At 65.0% G+C, this 18,216-nt stretch carries 19 protein-coding genes; 4 read left to right on the top strand and 15 right to left on the bottom strand.

Annotated elements, in window-relative coordinates:
* Positions 1–64: 64 nt before the first annotated feature.
* Entirely contained in the window at positions 65–997 is a 933-nt protein-coding gene (locus QAZ47_RS01185) for a LysR family transcriptional regulator (protein ID WP_278232214.1), read from the bottom strand.
* A 143-nt stretch (positions 998–1,140) separates the two neighbouring features.
* On the opposite strand from QAZ47_RS01185, the gene QAZ47_RS01180 reads away from it, so the two are divergent.
* Entirely contained in the window at positions 1,141–2,133 is a 993-nt protein-coding gene (locus tag QAZ47_RS01180) for an NmrA/HSCARG family protein (RefSeq protein WP_278232213.1), read from the top strand.
* Between the two features lie 82 nt (positions 2,134–2,215).
* On the opposite strand, the gene QAZ47_RS01175 is transcribed toward QAZ47_RS01180, so the two are convergent.
* The 3 genes from QAZ47_RS01175 to QAZ47_RS01165 form a co-directional block, all read right to left on the bottom strand.
* Positions 2,216–2,929, bottom strand: coding sequence for a metallophosphoesterase family protein (locus QAZ47_RS01175; RefSeq protein WP_278232212.1), 714 nt, complete (start codon positions 2,927–2,929; stop codon positions 2,216–2,218).
* A gap of 264 nt (positions 2,930–3,193) precedes the next feature.
* Positions 3,194–4,273 (bottom strand): acyltransferase, encoded by a 1,080-nt coding sequence (locus QAZ47_RS01170; RefSeq protein ID WP_278232211.1) that lies wholly within the window; start codon positions 4,271–4,273, stop codon positions 3,194–3,196.
* A gap of 131 nt (positions 4,274–4,404) precedes the next feature.
* A complete protein-coding gene (locus QAZ47_RS01165) occupies positions 4,405–6,312 on the bottom strand; it encodes a propionyl-CoA synthetase (protein ID WP_278232210.1) in 1,908 nt (635 codons plus the stop codon).
* 594 nt (positions 6,313–6,906) lie between these two features.
* Between QAZ47_RS01165 and QAZ47_RS01160 the strand changes: the two genes are divergently transcribed.
* Genes QAZ47_RS01160 through QAZ47_RS01150 form a run of 3 tightly spaced genes read left to right on the top strand, consistent with a single transcriptional unit; the run spans position 6,907 to position 8,611 of the window.
* Positions 6,907–7,194: a PqqD family protein gene (locus tag QAZ47_RS01160; protein ID WP_278232209.1), complete on the top strand. Its 288-nt coding sequence runs from the start codon at positions 6,907–6,909 to the stop codon at positions 7,192–7,194.
* Positions 7,194–7,628: a lasso peptide biosynthesis B2 protein gene (locus QAZ47_RS01155; RefSeq protein ID WP_278232208.1), complete on the top strand. Its 435-nt coding sequence runs from the start codon at positions 7,194–7,196 to the stop codon at positions 7,626–7,628. Before QAZ47_RS01160 ends, QAZ47_RS01155 begins: the two co-directional genes overlap by 1 nt.
* Positions 7,625–8,611, top strand: coding sequence for a serine kinase (locus tag QAZ47_RS01150; protein ID WP_278232207.1), 987 nt, complete (start codon positions 7,625–7,627; stop codon positions 8,609–8,611). Before QAZ47_RS01155 ends, QAZ47_RS01150 begins: the two co-directional genes overlap by 4 nt.
* Before the next feature lie 16 nt (positions 8,612–8,627).
* On the opposite strand, the gene QAZ47_RS01145 is transcribed toward QAZ47_RS01150, so the two are convergent.
* The 11 genes from QAZ47_RS01145 to QAZ47_RS01095 all read right to left on the bottom strand — a co-directional run bounded on the left by QAZ47_RS01145 (position 8,628) and on the right by QAZ47_RS01095 (position 18,212).
* Positions 8,628–9,653 (bottom strand): nucleotidyltransferase family protein, encoded by a 1,026-nt coding sequence (locus QAZ47_RS01145; RefSeq protein ID WP_278232206.1) that lies wholly within the window; start codon positions 9,651–9,653, stop codon positions 8,628–8,630.
* A gap of 79 nt (positions 9,654–9,732) precedes the next feature.
* Positions 9,733–10,719, bottom strand: coding sequence for a dihydroxyacetone kinase subunit DhaK (gene dhaK, locus QAZ47_RS01140; protein ID WP_278232205.1), 987 nt, complete (start codon positions 10,717–10,719; stop codon positions 9,733–9,735).
* Positions 10,720–10,799: 80 nt separating this feature from the next.
* Positions 10,800–11,231 (bottom strand): hypothetical protein, encoded by a 432-nt coding sequence (locus QAZ47_RS01135; protein ID WP_278232204.1) that lies wholly within the window; start codon positions 11,229–11,231, stop codon positions 10,800–10,802.
* Between the two features lie 7 nt (positions 11,232–11,238).
* Entirely contained in the window at positions 11,239–12,813 is a 1,575-nt protein-coding gene (gene ptsP, locus QAZ47_RS01130; RefSeq protein WP_278232203.1) for a phosphoenolpyruvate--protein phosphotransferase, read from the bottom strand.
* Positions 12,814–12,854: 41 nt separating this feature from the next.
* Entirely contained in the window at positions 12,855–13,157 is a 303-nt protein-coding gene (locus QAZ47_RS01125; protein WP_278075255.1) for an HPr family phosphocarrier protein, read from the bottom strand.
* Positions 13,158–13,176: 19 nt separating this feature from the next.
* Positions 13,177–13,566 (bottom strand): dihydroxyacetone kinase phosphoryl donor subunit DhaM, encoded by a 390-nt coding sequence (gene dhaM, locus QAZ47_RS01120; RefSeq protein ID WP_042645089.1) that lies wholly within the window; start codon positions 13,564–13,566, stop codon positions 13,177–13,179.
* Positions 13,566–14,165 carry a dihydroxyacetone kinase subunit DhaL gene (dhaL, locus tag QAZ47_RS01115; protein WP_278232202.1) on the bottom strand — a complete coding sequence of 200 codons (600 nt, stop codon included), beginning with the start codon at positions 14,163–14,165 and terminating at the stop codon, positions 13,566–13,568. The genes dhaM and dhaL overlap by 1 nt, the downstream gene beginning before the upstream one ends.
* A gap of 10 nt (positions 14,166–14,175) precedes the next feature.
* Positions 14,176–15,816: a dihydroxyacetone kinase subunit DhaK gene (locus QAZ47_RS01110; protein ID WP_278232201.1), complete on the bottom strand. Its 1,641-nt coding sequence runs from the start codon at positions 15,814–15,816 to the stop codon at positions 14,176–14,178.
* 77 nt (positions 15,817–15,893) lie between these two features.
* Positions 15,894–16,907, bottom strand: a complete 1,014-nt coding sequence (locus QAZ47_RS01105; protein ID WP_278232200.1) for an ABC transporter ATP-binding protein — start codon at positions 16,905–16,907, stop codon at positions 15,894–15,896.
* Positions 16,900–18,006, bottom strand: a complete 1,107-nt coding sequence (locus QAZ47_RS01100; protein WP_278205117.1) for an ABC transporter ATP-binding protein — start codon at positions 18,004–18,006, stop codon at positions 16,900–16,902. The genes QAZ47_RS01105 and QAZ47_RS01100 overlap by 8 nt, the downstream gene beginning before the upstream one ends.
* 2 nt (positions 18,007–18,008) lie before the next feature.
* A complete protein-coding gene (locus QAZ47_RS01095) occupies positions 18,009–18,212 on the bottom strand; it encodes a hypothetical protein (RefSeq protein WP_278075261.1) in 204 nt (67 codons plus the stop codon).
* Positions 18,213–18,216: the final 4 nt, after the last annotated feature.

The following is an 18,216-nucleotide window of genomic DNA, read 5'->3' as shown; positions in this document are numbered from 1 at the left end:
GTCCGGAATGCGTAAAAACAAATAGTTAGAGCGGTTCGGCGATTCCGTGAAACGCTGAACCCCCCTAGCTGTGACTGTCGCGCGCTTGGGACGAGGATTGTCGCGCGACAAGGGAGACGACAGCTTCACGGATCCAGCGCTGGCCGCTGTGTCCGTGATTGCGCTCATGCCACACCATTCCCACTGCAAAGCCTTCAACGGGGAACGGACAGTCCATCACTTCAAGCTGGTCCGCGGAATCGCGCACCAGCCGTTCCGGGACCAGTGCCACGAAGTCCGAGTGCGACACGATCTCGGGGACAAACAGGAACGAAGCCGCGGAAAGCACCACGTTGCGCTTGTGTCCGAGAGCGGCCAGAGCGCTGTCCAACGGTGTCACGAAGCTGCCCCCGTCCAGAGATACGATCACTTGCTCCAGCATGGCAAATTCAGCGACCGTGATTCCTTCCCGCAGCCGCGGATGCTTCCGGCGGCCGATGAGCACATAGCGCTCATCGAACAAATGGCGGGTGCGAAGGCTTGGCGGGGCCGCCTGCGGCGTCATCAGCGCCAGATCCACATCGCCGCGCGCCATCTGCGCCTCCAGCTGCGGCACGTCCAGATTGCGGATCGCGACGCGAACACCGGGCGCCCGCGTCCTGAGTTCCACAACGAGCGGCTTGACCACGGCCGCTTGCAGATAGTCCGTGCAAGCGATTGCGAAGGTCAGGTTGGCCTTCGCCGGATCGAAGTTCCTATGCGAAGCGACCGTTGCGCGAACTTGATCAAGGGCTTGGCGCAACGGATCGAGCAACTCCATCGCTTTGACCGTCGGCGTCATGCCTCGCTGGGCAGGAATCAGCAGCGGGTCATCGAACTCACGCCGGAGGCGGTTTAGCTGGGCGCTTACCGCTGGCTGGCTCAGGTGCAGCCGGGCAGCCGCCTTCGTGACGTTCCGCTCGACCAGCAGCGTCTCCAAGGTAACCAACAAATTGAGGTCAAGGCGCTTGGTATCCACGGCATGGATAGTAGCCGAACACTTTCATGATTTCCAATATAGCTCGCGCCAGCCGAGATTCCGCGATCAAGGCCGACACGCGGCGCGCCCGAGGAAGAAGGACGGGGACGAAGCGGTTCCGCCTCTCAACCAGGATAACCAGCATGAGCCAAGCCGATACTTCCAAACCTCTGATCACCGTTGTTGGCGCCTCGAGCAAGCAAGGCCGTAGCGTCGCCAATTCCTTGCTCGACAGCGGGCGCTATAGGGTACGTGCCCTGACGCGACGCCTCGACAGCCAGCCCGCGCAGGCCCTGGCGAAGAAGGGTGCCGAAGTCGTGGTGGCGCCTCTTGAACTCGGCAGGCAGGCCGAGCTCGCCGAAGCGATGAAAGGCTCGGCTGGGGCGTTCTTGATGACGCCGCCCATCGTCAAGGTGCCGCCGGCGGAACCCGAACTCGACCTCGGCAAGGAGTTGGCCGACGCGGCGGTGGCCGCCGGCGTCGAGCAGGTGGTGTTCAGCGGACTCGAAAATGTCGAAGCCATCACCGGCGGCACCAAGTGGGCGCCGCATTTCACGGACAAGGCAAAGGTAGAGGATTACATTCGCGGCCTGCCCGTCCGCAGCTCGTTTGTGTATCTGGCGTTTTACTACACCAACTTCCTGGAATACTACGTGCCGCGCGGCGGGGAGGACGGCATAACGTTTGCCATATACCTGCCGCCGGATATCCCCATGCCGTTCTGTGATCCGCTCACTGCGGCCGGCCCGGCGGTGCGCGAGATCTTTGACCACCCGGCGCGATACGCTGGCGAAGTCCTGCCTGTGATCGGCGAGTTTATCTCGGCGCAGCAAATGGTGGACACGTTTGTGCGGGTCACCGGAAAACGCGCCCGCTATGCCTCTGCCTATTCGCGTGAAGACTTGTTGCGCCATTTTCCGAGCTTCGCCGGCAATGAGCATCTCGTGCGCGAGTTGGTGGGTATGGTCGAATACGCCGTCGAATATGGCTACTACGCCCCTGAGCGCGATCTGACCTGGAGTCGGAGAATCGATCCGGATGCCGTGACTTGGGAACAGTTCCTTAAGCGCAGCAAGTGGGAAGGCGATCTGCTGTCCTTTGGCGCCGCCGCAGATGCCGAGCTTGCGCCGACCTGAGAGCGAACTGTGCTTGCGTCATGAAGGCGGCGTCGAGCGTTTCTCCTTCCGGAGTTAATACTCAGAGCGGTCGGAACAACTCTCAATCCCTGGACGACAGCAGCCGTCCATATTTGCCGACGATCCTGAGGGCGGTCAGCCGGCCGCTCTGGAAAGCGCCGGTGTCGATGCCGAGCCGGCGACCCTCGAGCGTTGGAACGTCCACGATCGTATGTCCGTGCACGACCCAGCGGTCGAGGTGATGCGCCGCCGCGAGGAAGTCGGATCGAATGTTGAGCAGGTCGGCCTCGTCCTGCTCCTCGAGAGCGATCCCGGGCCGGATGCCGGCATGCACGAACACGAACTGCTCCGAGCAGACCATCACCGGCAGCGTGCGCAGGAAGGCGACATGACTGGCGGGAATCGTCTCGCGGATACGTTCGTCGACTTCTTCGCCTGAGGCGTAGAGATTGGCGAGATGGGCCGGGTCGATACCGTAGGAATAGAGGGTCTCCCGCCCCCCGACCGCGAGCCATGGGTCCCGCGACAGGTAGCCGTCGAGATAGTTGAGCATCGCCACCTCGTGGTTTCCAGCGAGGCATACGCGCAGGAAGCCTTTCGGCGGCGGCGCCATGAGGTGCTCGATCACGCGTCGCGACTGCGGTCCGCGGTCGATGTAGTCGCCGAGCATGATGATGATCTTGCGGCCACGGAACTGCAGTGCGTCGAGCAGGATCTTCTGCTCCAGCGCGCGTAGCTCGTCGAGGCAGCCATGCACGTCGCCGATCGCGTAGACCACCGTGTCGCGCATATCCATCACCAGCCGCTCGCGCGGCAAGGGTCGGGGTCGTCTAGATCGCTGGAACAGGCTCACGGATTGCGGCTCGGTACTCAAATTAAGGGTCATGCCACGGAGCGTGGACCAAGCCTCGATATCATGTCGGATGCAAACAATTCCACACCGCAACCGTGCTTTGCTTAAAGCGCGTCGCGTTGAGACGGACTCAGGCGACGCGCTTTAAGTTCTCGTTTTGATGCATGTCGTTTCCCAAAACCGCTGCGCACCTTTGGGCGACATGCATTAGGCGGCTTTCAGCCGATAGCGGAAGAGCGTGTGGTCGAGCAGCAGGCGGATGCGCGGCTCGGCCTCGGCCGCCACCAGCCAGCTTGCGGCGATCATGGCAGCGCCGACGATCGGGATCGAGACTAGGTAGGGCACGCCGACTCGGACCAGGACGCCTAGCATCGCCGCGCCGACGACATCGTGGATGAGATAGAGCGGATAGGTCATCAGCCCGATCCGGCGCCAGCCGCGCCAGGACAAATCGAGCCTCAGCGACCATGCCATCAGCGCAACCGCTGCGAGGAAGACGATGATCGGCGGCGCGTAAGGCATCGTGGCTTCCACCTTGATGCTGTGCACGTCGACCGAGCTGATGATCTGCAGCACGCCGCCAGCCAGGAACAAGGCTGAGAAGCAGAGCCGCGGCACCGTCACCGCCTTGAAGCGCATCAGCCAGATGAGCACGCCGACGGCGAAGAACGCGCCGTGGTGCACCAGGGCGAGCTGCAGCCAGCGCGTCTCCGCCAGGTCGGTCCAGCCGAAGGCGAAATAGAGGCACCAGAACAGCGTGCTGACGAGGCCGATGACGACGGCGACGGCTTCCATGAGGTCGAAGCGGCCAAGCCGCAGCAGTATCCAGACGATGGCGTAGAAGGCGATCTCGATCCCGAGCGTCCAGTAGACGCTGTCCACCCATGGCTCGAAAGGCACGAAAAGCGCCGTGCGGGCAAGCCGCACCACGGCGTCCGTCGGCCAGGAAAGGCCGACCATGAGCAGCACGATGGCCGAGATCGGCGCACAGACCCAGACCGCCGGCGCCAACCGTCTGACGCGCGCTTCGAAGAACTTGAGCGGCGTCGAGTTCTCGGCGCTGAAGGCGATCACGAAGCCGCTGATGACGAAGAACACCTGAACGCCGACCCAGCCGGAGCCGACAAAGGCCATCTCGGGATGGGGCGGGATGCCACCGGTCGAGCGTGCCGACACGCCGCCGGGAAACGCCCATACCCAGAAGCCGTAGTGATAGAACATCACCATGACGGCGGCCAGGAAACGCAATATGTCGACGCCGCCGAAAGTCGTCTTGTGCTGAGCCATGCCTTACCTTGGGAATGGCCCCCCAGGCGGACTTTACGAACTGTTGCTGCATTGCACAACAGCCGATTGCGGTGCGGTACGAATTCGTGGAAGCGCCTGATGCTGCGATCCGCTCCCCAATACCGACGGCGCTAGATACCGATGCCGCGTCCCTTGAGCGCCACGGTGATCTCGTCGAGGATGGCGGGATCGTCGATGGTCGCCGGCATCGTCCATTCCTCCTTGTCGGCGATCTTCTGCATGGTGCCGCGCAGGATCTTGCCGGAGCGCGTCTTCGGCAGCCGCTTGATCGTCACCACCGTCTTGAAGGCGGCGACCGGACCGATCCGCTCGCGCACCAGCCCCACCACCTCGCTCTCGATCGCGCCGGTGTCGCGCGACACCCCGGCATTGAGCACGACGAAGCCGAGCGGCACCTGGCCCTTCATCGCGTCGGCGATGCCGATGACAGCGCATTCGGCGACATCGGGATGCGCGGCCAGCACCTCCTCCATGGCTCCCGTCGAGAGACGGTGGCCGGCGACATTGATGATGTCGTCGGTGCGCGCCATGACATAGAGGTAGCCGTCGTCGTCGACCATGCCGGCATCGGCCGTCTTGTAGAAGCCCGGGAACTCATCGAGATAGGCCTGACGGAAGCGGGCATCGGCATTCCAGAGCGTCGGCAGGCATCCGGCCGGCAGCGGCAGCTTGACCACGACATTGCCGAGCGTGCCGCGCGGCACCTCGTGGCCGGCATCGTCGAGAATGCGGATGTCGTAGCCAGGCATAGGCACGCCGGGCGAGCCGTATTTCACCGGCAAAAGCCCCAAACCGGCCGGGTTGATGGTCATCGGCGAGCCGGTCTCGGTCTGCCACCAATGGTCGATCACCGGTCGATCGAGTTTCTGCTCCGCCCATTTGATGGTCTCAGGGTCGGCGCGCTCGCCGGCGAGGAACAGGGTGCGGAACTTCGACAGGTCGTATTTCGGCACGAACTCCCCTTGGGGATCCTGCCCCTTGATGGCGCGGAAGGCCGTCGGCGCGGTGAAGAGCGCCACCACGCCGTGCTCCGAGATTACCCGCCAATAGGTGCCGGCGTCCGGCGTGCCGATCGGCTTGCCCTCGAACAGCACGCTGGTGCAGCCGTGCAGAAGCGGCCCGTAGACGATGTAGGAATGGCCGACCACCCAGCCGACGTCGGAGGCCGCCCAGAACACTTCGCCCGGTTTGACGCCGAATTCGTTGTCCATGGTCCATTTCAGGGCGACCATGTGGCCGCCATTGTCGCGCACGATGCCTTTCGGCTGGCCGGTCGTGCCGGAGGTGTAGATGATGTAAAGCGGGTCGGTTGCGAGCACGGGCACACAGTCGACATTGGCGCCGGCCGCCCGCTCGCGGGCAACCGCGTCGGCATAGTCGAAGTCATAATTTTCCTTCATCTCGCAGCGCAATTGTTCGCGTTGCAGGATCAGGCAGGCGTCGGGCTTGTGCTTCGACATCTCGATCGCCTTGTCGAGCAGCGGCTTGTAGGCGACGACCCGTCCGGGCTCCAGGCCGCAGGATGCGGAGATGATCAGCTTCGGCTTGGCGTCGTCGATGCGGGTGGCGAGCTCATGCGAGGCGAAGCCGCCGAACACCACTGAATGCACGGCGCCGATGCGGGAACAGGCGAGCATGGCAATGGCCGCCTCCGCGACCATCGGCATGTAGATGATGATGCGATCACCCTTGCCGATGCCGCGGTTCTTGAGCACCGACGCAAGCGCGACCACTTCGCGCTTCAGTTCCGCATAGGTGAATTTCCGGATCGTGCCCGTAATCGCGCTGTCGTGGATCAGCGCCAGCTGGTCGGCACGCCCGCCCGCCACATGGCGGTCGATGGCGTTGAAGCAGGTGTTGCAGGTGGCGCCGGTGAACCAGCGACCATAGACGCCGGCCGTCGGATCGAAGACGCTCTTTGCCGGCGAATACCAGTCGATCGCCTTGGCCGCCTCGGCCCAGAACCCTACGGGGTCGCGTTTCCAGCCCTCATAGACCTCGTGGTAGCGTGACGCCATCGACTTTTCCTCCCAGGACATTTCGTCGTCCGGCAATAGCCTAAAGCATGTCTCACGAAAGTGGGAACCGGTTTCGGGACAAAAGACATGCGTAAAATCAAAACCTAAAGCGCGCTAAGCGATCTGAAAGATCGCGATGCGCTTTAGGCCGCTTTTGCCGGCCATGTCTTCCTGCATTTTGGTCGACGTTGCCGGCAAACATATCCGGCGGCGCCCCGGGTGGGAGCGCGTTTGCCTGTCAGGAAGTTGAATTCCGCTTAAAGCGGCAAGGCCGCAAGCATCAGCCCCACACCGCCGGCGATCAATATCGCGGCCGCCAATGCCTTCCGATGGCGCTCGAATGCCGTCGGAGCTCGATCCCAGTTGTAACGCATACTGTCCACTCCCCCGAAAACCCCCGGCGAAACTTAGCTTACCTGAAGGAAAGTTGGCAACCCTGACGGGTGCCGGCGACTTGACAGTGGGCACGGCGAGGGCGGCTCAATATGTCGGTCATCGCCTGAAGATGGCCGACGCGCAGCAGTCGTCGTCAGGCGATGGACAGCGCCGGGAGGCGGCGGTAAATCCTTCTCCGGCAATTGTCTGGATAGGCGCATGGTCGAAATCGCCTCTGAAACGGTCCTGCGGATGGCGGACGACGCTTCCGTGCAGCATGTCGGCGACGGCGCGGTCGTGCTTCTGGCACGCAGCGGCCAGCTCTACACCTGCAATGGCACCACCGAGGCCTTTCTCGACAAGATCGATGGCGTGCGCAGCTTCGACCAGATCGTCGATCTCTTGTCGGACGAATTCGAAGTCGACAAGGTGACGCTCGACCAGGACATGGCGGCACTCGCCGCCGAGCTGGTGGCGGAAGGCATCCTGGCCGCTACGGGCGCGTGATGGCCGACGGACCAATCCTGCGTGCACTGTTCCGGGTCCATCTGTGGCTCAGCGCCCGGCTGATACCGGTGCTGGTCGGCCGGCGCGACTTCGAGGCGGTGTTGAAATGGGCGCCGCTCGACGCGCCCACGCCCTATCGCGGCCTGCCTTCCGCCTATATCGTCACCCGCGTCAACCGCGCGGTCCGGCATCCCTGGCTGATGCGCGACCGCAGATGCCTGCGAGAAGGGCTGCTCGGCTTCCGTTTCCTGCGCATGGCCGGTTTCGATCCCGAGCTGCGCTTCGGCGTCGATGCCAAATCGATGCACGAACCACGCCTGTCGGCACATTGCTGGGTCTGCCTTGACGGCAAGCCGGTGGTCAGCGACAGCCTTCCCGACATGGTCGAGATCTATCGCCATCCCGGCGGCAGCCAAAAGGCGCGCGCCGCTTGACCGGTGCCGCGACCACAGTCTGTTATGACCTCAACGGCCAGGTCATCGGCATATCGGCGGAGCGCGCCGATCTCTGGCCGAGCTTCGACCTGATGCTCGGCAGCTTGCGCGTCGACGAAACGGTCGAACCCGGCTTTCGCATCAACATCGTCGAAACGTCGGCACTGCCCGAAAACCCGGAAGGAAAGCTCGCCTTCGACGGCGAAGCGCCGCCGGACGGCCATTGCCGGATCATCGACGCCGGCGACGTCGTTTATCTGGTCTTTCCCGGCCTCCAGACAGCCTCGATCCATGCCGATGAGGGCTGGGCCGATATCCGCGTCCATCCCGACAGCAAGGTCAAATGGACGCTGCTGATGATGGTGCTGGATGCCGCTCTCGACGCCGGCGGCCAGCACATGCTCCATACCGCCGGTCTGACCCTGCCCGGCCGCGAGGCGCTGGTGCTGATCCATGCGCCGAGCGGCATCGGCAAGTCGACGACATCAATGGCGCTGGCATCGCGGGGCTTCGGCCTTTGCTCGGACGATGTGATGATCCTCAGCGCGGCGCCAGGCGGCACCACGGCCTGGGGCATGCCGCGCAAGGTGAAGATCCACCGCAACACCGCGGCGATGCTGCCGTTTCTCTCGGCCTGCCTAAGCGAGACATGGGACGCCGAGGGCGAGCAGGCCGTCTCGCTGGAGCGGCTGGGCGAAATCATCCGCATCGAGGATGTTCGCGCCAGGCCTGTCGCGGCGCTCCTGCATCTGGCGCGCTCGGCCGATGGCCAGACCCGGCTTATGCCCTTGGCCAGGACCGACGCGATGGTTGCGCTTGCCACCGACAATGTCAGGACCGGCTTGACCGGCCTCCTGCCGATGCAGAAACGGCGCATGGCGTCGATCGCGGCACTGGTCAAGGCAGTCCCGACCTTCACCCTGGAAGTCGGCGCGAGGCCGGCGGATGCAGCAGCGCTGATCCGCGCGACGCTGGAGGAGTAGAGTTTTCCACGGGCGCTCACGCAGCGTAGCGTCTCGCCCGGGCCAGCCGCTGGACCCAGCGGAAGGCATCGCGGCTGAGGCGCGAGCGCACCTTGTCCCGCGAGTTGACCCTGAGCAGCATGTTGCCGGTGATCAGCCATTTGGCGAGCCGTATCGCGAGATCGGGCTTGATGCGGTTGGCAAGCGCGATCGCGCGTGGCTCGTCGAACAGGCGCCCGGTCACGTTCAGCACCGTCGCCAGCTCGAGCTCGATGCCGGTCATGCGCGCGGCGTCGAGCAGCCGCGCTTCCACGTCCGGCGATTGCAGCGCGCGCACGCCCTGCAGCACGTCGACACAGAGCTGCAGCCGGTGGAACTTGTGGCCACCGGCGGCGTGAACGATGGCGATGGTGAGCAGCGCCGCCGGCGTGTCGGCCTCGCCTCCATCGATGACCTGCAGCTCGCGAAAGCCGAGAGACAGCCGCCGCCGCATGCCGGTGTCATGCACCAGGTTGCCGTGCAGCTCGATCAGCAGGCTGGAGTTCTCCTTCTCCAGCCACTTGAACTCCTGCAGCTCGTGCGACTCGGCCTCGCCGCTGGCAAGCTCGAAGCCGCAGCCGGCGATCACACTATTGGCTTCTGCGATGCTGGCGGGGTCGACGAGGATGTCTATGTCGGTGAACGGCCGGTCGGCGGCATGGCGGTAGAGCTTGCGCGCGAAGACCGGACCTTTGACGATGCGGGCCGGAATGCCTTTCGCCGCCAAGGCCTTCATGATCCGGTCGCCGTGATATTGCAGCAGCATCGACTGCCCGGTCGCAAGCGTCGCCTGGTCGCGCAATTCGGAGAGCTTCTGCCGCAAGGCCGTATCTGCCGGTAGCTTGGCGTCGCCGATTTCCCGAAGCTTGCGCAGCATGATCGGCAGGATGCCGTGGAATTCGGCATTGGCGAGCAGCGCCATGAGGCTGTTTGTCGAAAGGGTCCGTTGCCCGTCGGCCGGCACTTCGGGGTCGGCAAAGTCGAGCAGCAGTTTTTCCTCGGCAGGCGAAAGCGGTGGCAACATCAACCGGGCAATGTTCGCGAATGGCGTGCAAATTACCCGAACATGGTCGCAGAAAAGCGTGGGGCAAGCCAGTGAAGGCTTACATCCCCCAGCGCAGCGCCGCCGTGCGCACCGGCGCGTCCCACAGCGCCGTCATTTCCTGGTCGAGCATCGTCAGCGTGATCGAGCATCCAGCCATGTCGAGCGAGGTGACATAGGAGCCGACCAGCGAGCGGACCACCGTCACGCCGCTCTTCTCGAAGATTTTGCGCGCGCTGTTGTACATCAGGTAAAGCTCCATCGACGGCGTGGCGCCGAAGCCGTTGACGAACAGCAGCGCCGGTCCCTTGGCGCGGTCGCCCAGGTCGCCGACGATCGCCGCGCAAACCTCCTCGGCGATGGCGTCGGCGCTCTTCAGCGCATCGCGCCGCCTGCCGGGCTCGCCATGGATGCCGACGCCGAATTCCATTTCGTTGTCGCCGATCTCGAAGGTCGGCTTGCCCGCCGCAGGCACCGTGCAACTGGTGAGCGCCACGCCCATCGAGCGCGTCGCGCCGTTGACGCGATCGCCCAGTGCCTTGAGCGCTGGCAGCGCCATGCCTTGCTCGGCCGCGGCGCCGACGATCTTCTCCACCACCAGCGTGCCGGCGACGCCGCGCCGTCCGGTGGTGTAGGACGAATTCTCGACCGCGACGTCGTCATTGGTCACCACCTGCAGCACGCCTTCCGACATTTCGGCGGCCATGTCGAAGTTCATAACGTCGCCTTCGTAGTTCTTGACGATGAACAGGCAGCCGGCGCCGGTGTCGACCGCCTGCACGGCCGCCAGCATCTGGTCCGGCGTCGGCGAGGTGAAGACCTGGCCGGGGCAGGCGGCGTCCAGCATGCCGTGGCCGACCAGCCCGCCATGCAGCGGCTCATGGCCGGAGCCGCCGCCGGAGATCAGCGCCACCTTGCCCGGTTTCAGTTCTCTGCGGCGGACGAATTTGTGCTCGTCGCCGAGCACGAGAATGTCCGAATGCGCGGCGACGAAGCCGTCCAGGCTTTCGGTGAGCACCGTGTCCACCGAATTGAGAAACTTCTTCATGGCCGTCCTCCCGAATAGCCTTGGATCCGATATGCGCAATTCCAGGAAAACCGCCACGCACTCTTCCTGAGATTGCTTTGTCAGCCGCTGCCCTTGCCGGCGATGCTGGTGATCTTCTGGATGAATTCGTTGATCGCCCGGTCGAGCGCGGCATTCTGCCTGTCGTCGCCGAAATCCGGCACGATGAGCGAGACGTGGCGTGTCTTGCGCGGGCCCGAGGCTGCCGGCATCTTGCCGGGATGCGCCTGGTGATAGGCGACCAGAAACTGGTCGCGCTCGGCCGGGCTGAAATGGCAGACGGTGAAGATAGCCGGCAAATGCTTCGACGGAATGGGGATCGAATAGGCCGGGCTCGAGATCTGCGTGACGAAGCTGCGGTGCTTGCCGAGCGCATCGGCAAGCCGCTGGCGCATGCCGGAAGGCCGCTGGTCGATGACCTGCGACAGGATCGTCTTGTAGGCGCGGATCGCGTCTTCCGAGCTGGCTTCCTGTATCTTGGCTGCCTTGGCCATGCCGCGCTTACACCGAAACCTCAGCGATCGCCGCCTTGGCCATCGCGAGTTGCGTCGGAGCCACCGAAAGATCGCGCAGGCCGGCTTCGAGCAGCGTCGGGATGGCGGCGGGATCGCCGCCGGCGTCACCGCAGAGGCTGACCGGAATGCCTTTCTCCCGTCCGAAATGGGTTACCGACTCGATCAGCCGCAGCACCGCCGGATGGCGGACGGAATTCAGATGCGCGACGGCGGCATTATCGCGTGCCGCCGCCATCACATATTGCGTGAGATCATTGGAGCCGATCGAGAAGAAGGCGACATCGGCGAACGCCTCTGGTGCGATGGCGACCGACGGCACCTCGACCATGATACCGAGCGGCGGCATTCTGTGCGCCACACCTCCCGTCGCGAGCGCCGCCTGCTCTTCGGCGAACAGCGCTGCGGCTTGGGCATATTCTTCGGCGGTGGCGATCATCGGGAACATGACCTTCAGATTGCCGTGTACGGCGGCGCGCAGCAATGCCCGGATTTGCACCCGGAAGATGTCGCGCCGCGCCAGCGACAGCCTGATGCCGCGCAAACCTAGAAACGGGTTGGTCTCCTCGACGGTAAATCCGGGGATCGGCTTGTCGCCGCCGGCGTCGACCGTGCGGATGGTCACCGGTTTTTCGCCCGCCCACTCCAGCACCTTGCGGTAGGCTTGGTATTGCGTCTCCTCGTCCGGCAGCGCCTTGCCGAACAGGAATTCCGTCCGCATCAGGCCGACGCCGTCACATGTCTCGATACCGATGCTGTCGACATCGGAAGGATAGGCGATATTCACCTGCACCCGCACGGGCGTGCCGGCCTTGGTCGCCGCCGGCTGCGCGAGAAAACTCTGCGCCTGGCCTTGTCGTGCCGCGAAGGAGGAGGATGACCGCCGGAACGCCTCGATCTCCGCCGGCGAGGGCGAGATCACGACACCGCCATGCTCGGCATCGAGCAGCGCGTTCCCGACTGGCCTGTCCGCCAAAGCGCCAAGTCCTACCACCATAGGCACGCCGCGCGAGCGCGCCAGCATGGCGACATGGCTGGCCGTGCTGCCGGCCTCGAGCGCAATGCCGCCGCCGCGACTCCAATCCGTTTCCAGGAAGCGCGTCGGCGCGAGGTCCACGCCATGGAGAATGGCGCCGGGAGGTGCCGCCGTGCCGCCGTCCTCGCTCAGCGCCCGCAGCACCTGGTCGCGGATGTCGCGCAAATCGGCGGCACGCGCGCGGAAATAGTCCTGGTCGGACGCCTCATAGCCGGCGATTTCGGCATCCAGCGCCTGCCGCCAGGCAAGATCGGCCGGCTCTCCGGACCCGATCGCCGCGAAAGCCGGACCGCTCAGCGCATTGTCCTCCAGCATGGCGATGTGGAATTCGAGAATGCCGGCGGCATCGCCATCGGCGATTTCAACAAGCGAGGTCAGCCGGCTCACAGCCTTGCCGATCGCCGCCTTCAGGGCTGCTTTCTCTTCCGCCCCGCTCGCCTTGGCTTTATAGCCGGCTGGCGGCCGGTCGACGTCGAACAGCGGCCCTTCGGCATAACCTGGAGAGGCTGGAATGCCCTCAAGCCGCATGACCCTCGTTCCTTGCGGCCGGGGAACTGGGCTGGCTTGCGTCAAGCGGAGCGGGCATGGTCCGCATCCTCGTCGAAATCGCGCTGCACCAGCTCGACCAGCGCGCCGACCGCTTCCTGGGCGCCGTCACCTCTTGCCCGTATGTGCAGCACGGTTCCCTTCGGCGCCTTGGCCGCCATGACCTTGACGATGCTCTTGGCGTCGAACCACGGACCGTTGGCGGCCACCGCCACTTCCACCTCGGCCGCGAACGACTTTGCGAGCTTGGTGAACTTCACCGAAGGACGCGCGTGCAGCCCCACCTCGTGGGTGATCAGAACCGTGGCTTCGGCGGATGCGGACATTCAGTCGGTTCCCGTTCACTCAAGACGGCGACAATTCATGCGCCGTCGCCACCACTTCCTTGAGCGAGGCGCCGCCGGAGGATTCCGTCGCCGCCATCACCGCGCCCTCGACGATCGGCGCGTTGCAGACGACTATCTTGTGCGAGCGTGGCTCGCCGATCATCTCGACCGCCATCTCGCTGTTGGTCTCGGCCCCGCCGAGATCGACCAGGATGGCGACGCCGGCTTCCGACCAGGCCTTGTCGATCGCGCCCATGATCGCCTCGACGCTGGTGCCGAGCCCGCCATGGCCGTTTCCGCCGCACCATGCAAGCGGCACTTCGTCGCCCACCATCTGGCGCACCATGTCGGCCGTGCCCTCGGCGACCAGCGGCGAATGCGATACAATGACGATGCCGACATTGCTCATCAATTACCCTCGATCGCTTCAGCGACTGCGCGCACCAGCAGCGCGGTCGAGCGCGCGCCGGCATCCATATGCCCGATCGAGCGCTCTCCCAGGAAGGAGGCGCGCCCGCGCAGGGCCTTCATCGGCACGGTGGCCTCGGCCGCCCGGTCGGCGGCTTCGGCGATTTCGCTGGCCGTCTTGCCCTGCCCCAGCGCCTCATACACCGGTTGCAGCACGTCGAGCATGGTTTTTTGCCCGGGCTGCGATTTGCCGCGCGCCGAAACCGCCTCGATCGCCTTGCCGAGCGCCGCCGTCAGCGCGGCGCGGTCGGGCGTCGGCGGCAACTCCTTGCCGAGCGCCATGAACAGCGTGCCGAACAGGGGCCCGGAGGCGCCGCCGACCGTCATCACCAGCTTGGTGCCGACCGCCTTCAGCGCGTCCGGCAGCGGTTTCGCCGTGATTGCTTGGGCCTCGGCGCGCACGGCTTCGAAGCCGCGCTTCATGTTCAGCCCATGGTCGCCGTCGCCGATCGCCTGGTCGAGCGCGGTCAACTCGTCGGCATGCGCCGCGATCGTATCCGCCGCCGCCGCGATCAATCGAGAGAATTCGGATGCGGGCATTCTCTGTCCTTCATGCCGGGGCGAACATGGCCGCTACGGCCGCGAACGCCTCGGCCACCGCAAAGGCGCCCGGATCCGCTGTGTCAAGCTGCCGGCCGACATAGGCGGAGCGGCCGGCCTTCGCCTTCTGCATGGCCGCAGTCGTCTCCGCGCCGTGCCGGGCGGCCTGGGCCGCAGCTTCCAGCCCGCTCGCGTCGAGCGCTTTCAGCGCCGGTTCCAACGCGTCGACCATGGTGCGGTCGCCGACCTTGGCGCCGCCGTAGAAGGTCATCCGGTCGAGGCCGGCGAGCAGCGCCTTGCTAAGCGATGCGCCGCCATTGAGCGCCTGCGCCGCGGCGGTGAAGAAGATCGACAAAAGCACGCCGCTCGAGCCGCCCATCGAGGTGCCCAGCGTGTCGCCGATTGCGGCAAGCGTTGCCGCCCGATCGGCAAGCGGCAGCGTGTCGAGGCGGTCGAGCACGCTGCGCGCGCCGGTCGCCACCGTCGATCCGGTGTCGCCGTCGCCGGCTTTGGCGTCGAGAGTGTTGAGAGGCTCTTCGAGCGCAATCAGCCTTCTGCAAATCGCGGCGATCAGCCGTTCGGAGCCGGCGTCGCGGCTGGCCGCCTTGGCGGCGCCACCAATGGCGGCCTTGCCCGCTGCGATAACGACCGGGCGGCGCACCGGTTTCGCCGGCAGCCACGCGTGCGGGCCGACCGGCGCCAGCAGCGCGGCTTCGCGTTCCGCGTCGAGCTTGATCAGCGACAGCGAAAACCCGTTCATGTTGAGCGCGGTCATCAGGTGCCCGGGGCCGACGGTCAGCGTCACCGCCTTTGCCAGCGGCGAGGACAACACGGCATTGGCGATCAGCGACATCTCCAGCGGCGGCACCGACCCCAGATTGTTGATCAGCATCGCATAATGGCTGCCGACGTCGAGCCGCGCGGCGAGGCGTTCGGCCATCACGGAGACCAGCTTGCCGGCGCTTTGCAGCGCGATGCGCTCGGCGCCCGGCTCGCCGTGGATGCCGAGGCCGAGTTCGCCATCATCCGCGCCGAAGCGGTCCTCATGCGCCTGGCCAGGGATCGAGCAGGAGGAGAGCGAGATGCCCAGCGAAACGATGTCTTTCGCCGCCGCGCGCGCTGCGGCTGTGATCGTAGCCAGGTCATGGCCGCTTTCCGACAGATGCCCAGCGATCTTATGAACGAACAGCGTGCCGGCGACGCCGCGGGGCTGGGCGATGTCGGGCAGCGCGATGTCGTCGGCGACGATCGCCATTTCGACCGCAAAACCCTCCGCGCGCGCCTTTTCGGCGGCGAGACCGAAATTGAGCCGGTCGCCGGTGTAGTTCTTGACGATCAAAAGGCAGCCGGCCGGCCCGGTCGTCGCGCGGATCGCCGCCAGCACCGCCTCGACGCTCGGCGAAGCAAAGATCTCCCCGGAGACGGCCGCCGTCAGCATGCCGGCGCCGACGAAGCCGGCATGCGAGGGTTCATGCCCGGCGCCACCGCCGGAAACGATGCTGACATTCGTTTTGTCCCAGTCGGCGCGCAGCACGACCTTGATTTCGGGATAGCCGTCGAGGCGCGCCAGCGTGCCAGAGCCCGCGGTCGCAAGAAAACCGTCCAGCGCCTCGGTGACGATCGTCTCTTTGCGATTGAAAAAGTGCTTCATGGATTTCGTCCAGTCCGTATCTGCGTATCGTCAATCGGAATGTGGCGTGTGCAAACAATGCGAGCCGGCTATCCCCGCTACATCAGCCTTTGCCCGTTCGAGCCGAAATAAAGCGGCGAGCGGTAGCGGATCGTCACTCTGTCCCCCTTTTCGAGCGGCGTGTCGGGATCGGTCAGCGTCACCAGCTTCTTTGCGCCTACCGTGACATGCAGATGGTTTTGGTCGCCGAGATGCTCGACCCAGTCGACGACACCGTCGGCATGGCCGTTGGCCGCCTTCTCGATCGATAGATGCTCGGTGCGCGCGCCGATCGTCGTCGTGCCGGTCGGCGCGCCGCCATCGGGCAGCAGCCCGGCCGGCAACAGGTTGATCGCCGGCTGGCCGAGCCGGGCGGCGACATGAAGGTTTGTCGGCTCCGAATAGATCGCGCGCGGCGTGCCGATCTGCACCAGCACGCCGTCGGCCAGTATGCCGATGCGGTCGGCCATGGTCATCGCCTCGACCTGGTCGTGCGTGACATAGAGCATGGTGGCGCCGAGCTCCGATTGGATGCGTTTCAGCTCGAGCCTGAGATCGGCGCGCAGCTTGGCGTCGAGCGAAGACAGCGGCTCGTCCATCAGGTAGATCGCGGGCTTCCGCACCAGCGCGCGGCCGATGGCGACGCGCTGCATCTCGCCGCCCGACAATCTGGTCGAGCGATTTTCGAGCTTATGGTCGATGCGCACCATCCGCGCCACTTCCTCGACACGGCGGCGGATCGCTTCCTCGGGAAAACGCCGCGCCGGCGAGCGCAGCGGGAAGGCGAGGTTGTCGTAGACCGACAGATGCGGGTAGAGCGAATATTGCTGGAACACGAAGGCGGTGTCGCGCTCGGCCGGCGACAGTGTCGTCGCGTCTTGCCCGCCGATGCGGATCGTGCCGCTGTCCGGCCGCTCCAGCCCGGCGATCAGCCTGAGCGTCGTCGTCTTGCCGGCGCCGGTCGGGCCAAGCAATACGACGAATTCGCCGTCCTTGATCTGCAGGTCGAGATCGCTGACGGCGACGGTCTCGCCAAAGCTCTTGGTCACCCCATGGACATGGACGTCAGCCATGGCGCGCCTCCGCTGCCTGATCATGCATGGCGGTTCTGACCGCGCGTCCAGTGCCTTTATCGAACAGCGAAAGCCTGGCGCTGCTCAGCGTCAGCCCGACCCGTTCGCCCGGATTCAGATGAATGCCGGCCGGCACCCGCGCCTTGATGATGCCGTCCGCCGTCTCCACCGCGACGATCTGCGTGGTGCCGAGATATTCGGTGCCGTAGATCGCGCCGCGCAGCTTCGAGGCGTCGTCGAAGCGGATGTGCTCGGGCCGGATGCCAAGCGCCATGTCGGCGGGCGCGATATCCTCGCGCACTTCCGGCACGGCCACCTTGGCGCCTTGCACGACGATCTCCTTCGCGCCTTTGGCAAGCCCGCCGCCGAAGCGCAAAAAGTTCATCGGCGGCGAGCCGATGAAGTCGGCGACGAACATCGTCGCCGGCCGGTCGTAGATCTCGCGCGGGCTGCCGAACTGCTCGATGACGCCGTGGTTCATCACCGCGATCTTATCGGCCATCGACATCGCTTCCATCTGGTCATGCGTGACATAGACCGTCGTTGCGTGGATGCGATTGTGCAGCTCGCGCAGCTCATGCACCATCAGATCGCGGAATTCGGTGTCGAGGGTGCCGAGCGGCTCGTCCATGAGGAAACATTTCGGTCGCCGCACGATGGCGCGGCCGAGCGCGACGCGCTGGCGGTCGCCGCCGGCCAGGCCGGAGACGGACTTGTCGAGCAGGTGATCGATGCGGAGCAGCTTCGCCGTTTCCTCCACCCGCTGCCGGATTTCGGCCGAGGCCATGCCCTGCGCCAAAAGCGGAAAGCCGATGTTCTTGCGCACATTCATGTGCGGATAGAGCGCGAAGAGCTGGAAAACGAAGGCGATGTCGCGCTCGCGCGCCCGGCGCATGGTGACGTCTTCACCGCCGAGCAGAATCTTGCCGCCGGATGGTAGTTCCAGTCCGGCGATCATCCTCAGCGTCGTCGTCTTGCCGCAACCCGATGGTCCAAGCATGACGAAGAACTCGCCGTCCTCGACGACGAAGTTGGAATCCTGCACGGCGACGAACTCGCCGAAGGCTTTCCTCAGATTCTGAACGCGGATCTCGGCCATGGCTATTCCGGGAATTTCGAGACGATGATGAACATTGCCGTGCCGGCGAGCATGGTGACAAAGGAATAGCTGTAGAGCGCCAGCGCGAAGGACTGGAACAGCATCAGGAAACCTATGGCGATGATCGCCGTGGCGATGTTCTCCATCAGGCCGCGCCGGGCCCAGCGGGGCCAGGAGGAGCGCTTTGAGACAACAGTGCGGCTCATGCGT

Source organism: Mesorhizobium sp. WSM4904, assembly GCF_029674545.1.
Classification (GTDB): domain Bacteria; phylum Pseudomonadota; class Alphaproteobacteria; order Rhizobiales; family Rhizobiaceae; genus Mesorhizobium.
Note: the sequence above shows the minus strand (reverse complement) of the source record. Positions and strands in the feature narration are given on the sequence as shown.